This is a genomic window from Ectothiorhodospira mobilis, from assembly GCF_016584115.1.
Classification (GTDB): domain Bacteria; phylum Pseudomonadota; class Gammaproteobacteria; order Ectothiorhodospirales; family Ectothiorhodospiraceae; genus Ectothiorhodospira; species Ectothiorhodospira mobilis.
Genome location: NZ_NRSK01000058.1, coordinates 1 through 2,136, shown reverse-complemented (window position 1 = coordinate 2,136; position 2,136 = coordinate 1). Strand labels below are relative to the sequence as shown.

Sequence of the window (2,136 nt, the reverse complement as noted above, 5' to 3'; positions counted from 1 at the left end):
AGGCCCGTCTGGGGGGGGATCTGAGCGGGGCGGTGATCACCGTGCCCGCCTACTTCGACGACGCCCAGCGCCAGGCCACCAAGGACGCCGCCCGCCTGGCCGGGCTGAACGTCTACCGCCTGCTCAACGAACCCACCGCCGCCGCCGTCGCCTACGGCCTGGATCGGGGGCAGGAGGGGGTGATCGCCGTCTACGACCTGGGGGGCGGCACCTTCGATATCTCCATCCTGCGGCTGAACCAGGGGGTGTTCGAGGTCCTGGCCACCGGTGGCGACAGCGCCCTGGGGGGGGACGACTTCGACCGCGCCATCGCCGCCTGGATGATGCAGGAGGCGGGCATCGAGGGGGATACCGGGCATCACCGCATGCGCCAGCTGATGATGGATGCCTGCAAGGTGAAGGAGGCCCTGACGGAGCAGGATGAGACGGAACTGAAGGTGGCCGTGTCCGACGCCGACTACTGGTCCGGCTGCATGACCTGCCGGCAGATGAACGAACTCATCGACCCCCTCATCGACAAGACCCTCACCGCCTGCCGCCGGGCCCTGCGGGATGCCGGCGTCCGTGCCGACGAGATCCTGGACGTGGTCATGGTGGGCGGTTCCACCCGCGTGCCCCGGGTGCGCCAGCGGGTGGGGAAATTCTTCGGCCGCGATCCCCGGGTGGACATCGACCCGGATCAGGTGGTGGCCGTGGGGGCCGCCCTGCAGGCGGACGTGCTGGCGGGCAACCAGCCCGGGGACGACATGCTGCTGCTGGACGTGATCCCCCTGTCCCTGGGCATCGAGACCATGGGCGGCCTGGTGGAGCACATCATCCCCCGCAACACCACCATCCCCGTGAGCCGGGCCCAGGAATTCACCACCTTCAAGGACGGCCAGACCGCCATGTCCCTGCACGTGGTGCAGGGGGAGCGGGACCTGGTGGACCACAACCGTTCCCTGGCCCGCTTCACCCTCTCGGGCATCCCCTCCATGGTGGCCGGGGCGGCCCGGGTGCGGGTCACCTACCAGGTGGACGCCGACGGCCTGTTGAGCGTCACCGCCCGGGAGATGGTCAGCGGGGTCCAGGCCGGCATCGAGGTCAAGCCCTCCTACGGCCTCACCGACGGCGAGATCGAGCACATGCTCACCGACTCCCGCAGCCACGCCCGGGAGGACATGGAGGCCCGCCGCCTGCGGGAGCAGCAGGTGGAGGCGGACCGCGTCCTGGAGGCCCTGGACTCCGCCCTGGAGGCCGATGCCCGCCTGCTCAGCCCCGAGGAACGCGAGACCATCGACGCGGCCCGCAGCCGGCTGGAGGGCGCCCGCGAAGGCGGCGATCCCCAGGCCATCGCCGACGCCATCCGGGCCCTGGAGAAGGCCAGCGAGTCCTTCGTCGCCCGGCGCATGAACGAGAGCGTGCGCCAGGCCATGTCGGGCCACCGCGTTGAAGAGTTCGACTGATCTTTCAGGAGCCCCACCATGCCACGCATCGTCTTTCTGCCCCATGAGGAACTCTGCCCGGAGGGGGCGGCCGTCCAGGTGGAACCGGGCATCAGTATCTGCGATGCCGCCCTGAAAAATGGCATCGAGATCGAGCATGCCTGCGAGAAGTCCTGCGCCTGCACCACCTGCCACGTCTACGTGCGCGAGGGTCTGGATTCCCTGAACGAGCCCTCCGAGGCGGAGGAGGACCTGCTGGACAAGGCCTGGGGCCTGGAGCCCGACTCCCGTCTGTCCTGCCAGGCCCGGGTGGGGGAGGAGGACCTGGTGGTGGAGATCCCCCGCTATACCATCAATCAGGTTTCCGAGCAGCACTAAAAGGAGATGCCCATGGGCCTCAAGTGGACCGACACCCAGGAGATCGCCATGGCCCTGGAGGACGCCCACCCGGACGTGGATCCGCGGCGGGTGAATTTTGTCGACCTGCGCAACTGGATCCTGGCGCTTGCGGACTTCGACGACGACCCCGCCCACAGCGGTGAGCGCATCCTGGAGGCGGTGCAGCTGGCCTGGATGGAAGAGCACGACTGAAGTCCTTTCCAATCCAGAGATGAGCCTGAAGGGGAGTGATGGGTGAGGCTGTTCAGGCGGCCGGGTTTTGGGCGTTGTTGATGGAACGAAACAGATCAGCCCGGGCCTGGTTGAGCCGCTG

The 2,136-nt window shown here is 68.4% G+C and carries 3 protein-coding genes; all 3 read left to right on the top strand.

All coding sequences use genetic code 11. From position 1 onward, the window contains the following. A partial coding sequence (gene hscA, locus CKO33_RS13125; protein WP_200182675.1) for a Fe-S protein assembly chaperone HscA occupies positions 1-1,445 on the top strand: 1,445 nt, incomplete at its 5' end. A gap of 18 nt (positions 1,446-1,463) precedes the next feature. After that, positions 1,464-1,802, top strand: coding sequence for an ISC system 2Fe-2S type ferredoxin (fdx, locus tag CKO33_RS13120; RefSeq protein ID WP_200182674.1), 339 nt, complete (start codon positions 1,464-1,466; stop codon positions 1,800-1,802). 12 nt (positions 1,803-1,814) lie between these two features. After that, entirely contained in the window at positions 1,815-2,015 is a 201-nt protein-coding gene (iscX, locus tag CKO33_RS13115) for a Fe-S cluster assembly protein IscX (protein ID WP_200182673.1), read from the top strand. The last annotated feature ends 121 nt before the right edge of the window (positions 2,016-2,136 follow it).